The organism is Armatimonas sp. (assembly GCF_031410135.1).
Lineage (GTDB): Bacteria > Armatimonadota > Armatimonadia > Armatimonadales > Armatimonadaceae > Armatimonas.
In genome coordinates, this window is record NZ_JANNYP010000049.1 from 1 (window position 1) to 2,608 (window position 2,608).

The following is a 2,608-nucleotide window of genomic DNA, read 5'->3' on the forward strand; positions in this document are numbered from 1 at the left end:
GTGAACCTCTATCCATGCCCACTCTTTGTCTTGAGTAGGTTCTTGCTGAAGAAGAGAATCTGTTGTTTCCATCACTCTCTCTTTTGCAATTTCGGCTCCAAGACGACAAAAAGTTATGGGACAAGATTAGCGCCGGGCGGGGGGACAATAAGGAAAAACCTCTTGGATTCCCCCGTCAGACGGGGGCTAGAGGGTTTGCGGTGGCTACGGGGCAGGCTTTCCTCACCAAGTACTGCGCTCCGTGCCACACAGGCGAGAAGGCGAAGGGAAACTTTCGTACCGAGGCACTCACAGCAGATAACTTCAAAGACCGTGCGCTAAAAGCCAAGTGGGCGGAGGCGGTCAATCAGCTCAGTAGCCAGCTCATGCCTCCACGTGAGGCTGGGCAACCGACAGCGGCGGAAGTGTCTACGTTTGTGGACTGGGTCTCGGCAGAGACGAAAAAGGCGGAGGAGGCGCTCAAGGATAAGGCTCCCGTCATTCGGCGGCTGACCCGCGATGAGTACAAGAACTCCATCAAAGACCTCACCGACGTGGAGTTCGATATCAGCGGCTTCCCCGCCGATCCGTCTGGGGGAGGCTTCGACAACAACGCCCGCAATCTGACCGTATCGCCGCTCCATGTCGAGCTCTACGCCAACGCGGCAAAACAGATTTTGGATCAGGCGCTTGTCGAGGAAAACCAGCCACGTCCGGCAAAAATCCTCTGGCGCTTCGACCCGAAGACCACCGCAATGGACTCACGGCGGGTGAAACTCGACGAGAAAAACAACTTCGTGATTGTCAATGGTGGGGCAAACCGTGAAGAGGGCGAGTGGGTTGTGGTGCACCACGAGAGCTGGGACAAGGGCGTGGATGCACGCAACTTCGCCGTTCCCGTTGAAGGAAACTACATCATTCGGCTCCGAGCCGCCGGGCGCGTTCCTGGCCGGGAGCAATTTACCGCAGCGGCGGAGAAAATTCTCGCGGCGCGGCGTGACCAGCAGCTCCGCGAGAACCCTAATGGTGCCAAGTACCACCAAGAGGCCTACCAGCGTGATCTGAAACACTTCGCCACCGACCCAATCTATGGCTATGGCCCGCCACGCGTCAAAGTGGTGCAACACCTAGGCTCGCAGCCGCGGACGGTCGCGGAGGTGGATATCACCGAAGGCCCCAAGACCTACGAGTTCTCGACGCCTTTCACGACCCTGTCTGCCGGGATTAACTTCCACTACGCCTACGACATTCCCAAGGTGATGGAGAACTTCTGGTGTCAGGGCAACGATGCCTTTGCTCGCCCAGAGCTTCTTATCGACTGGTTCGAGCTGGAAGGCCCGATCTACGATGCCTGGCCCCCGAGCAGCCACACGCGGATTCTCTTTCCCTCTGCCCTGCGCCAGAGCAACGAGCGAGCCTACGCCAAAGACGTGCTCGCAAAGTTCATGCACCGGGCGTATCGGCGGCCCGTCGCGGAGAGTGAGCTGACCGGAAAGCTAGCCCTCTTTGACCAGGCGCGGCAAGAGAAGCTCAGCTTTGTCGAGGCGATCAAGGCCCCTCTGACCGCTGTGCTGGCCTCCCCCAACTTCTTATTCTTAATGGAAGCACCCGGCAAGCTCACCGACCATGCTCTGGCCGCTCGCCTCTCCTACTTCCTCTGGGCCGCGCCACCCGATGAGATGCTCACCCAGCTCGCCGACTCCGGTAAGCTCTCCGATCCTGCGACTCTCAAGCAGCAGACCAACCGCCTGCTCGCCGATCCGCGCTCGTCGGAGTTTGTGCGCCGCTTTGCCGGGCAGTGGCTGGGACTCAACCAGGTCGGAGCCAACCCACCCGCCACCGATCTCTTCCCCGGCTACGATCGGCACTTCGAGCTCTCGATTATCGGTGAGTCTGAGGCGTTCTTTGCGGAGATTCTGCGCAGCGATCTGGATGCACTCAATCTGATCAAGTCTAATTTTGCCGTGGTCAACGAGCGCTTGGCACGGGCCTACGGAATTCCCGGCGTGAAAGGCGATGCGTTTCGGCGCGTGCCCGTCCCGCCGAGTGTCCACCGAGGCGGCGTCCCGACCCAGGCGAGCATTCTCACGATCACATCCAACGGGACGCGGACCTCGCCGGTGAAACGTGGCACTTGGATCATGAAGACCCTGCTCGGCGCCGATCCAGGGCTGCCCGTGGCCAACGCCGGTGAGATCGCGGCGCGGGTTCCAGGAATCGAGAAAGCCACGGTGCGCAAGCGCCTCGAAATCCACCGCACGCGCGCCCAGTGCGCCCGCTGCCACAGCCGCATTGACCCGCTGGGGTTTTCGCTGGAGAACTTCGACGCATCGGGTACCTGGCGCGAGCGCGAGGGCTTTGGCTACAAGGGCCGTGTCGAGCCAAATGACCCCCTGATCGACGCCAGCTCCAGCCTTCCTGATGGCACTAAGATCACCGGCGTAGACGGCCTGCAAGACGCCCTCCTAGCCCGCAGCGACGACTTCCTCACCTGTCTCTCCACCAAGCTCCTCACGTTTGCGCTAGGCCGCGAGCTAAGCCTCGCCGACCGTCCCCTCGTTCAGAGCGCCGTCACCCACATGAAAGAGCGCAAGAACACCCTGCGCTCGCTGATCGAATTCACCGTCAC

At 60.7% G+C, this 2,608-nt stretch carries 1 protein-coding gene; it reads left to right on the forward strand.

The window, feature by feature from the left end:
- Nucleotides 1-200: 200 nt before the first annotated feature.
- A partial coding sequence (locus RMO15_RS01725) for a DUF1592 domain-containing protein (RefSeq protein WP_309707235.1) occupies nt 201-2,608 on the forward strand: 2,408 nt, incomplete at its 3' end.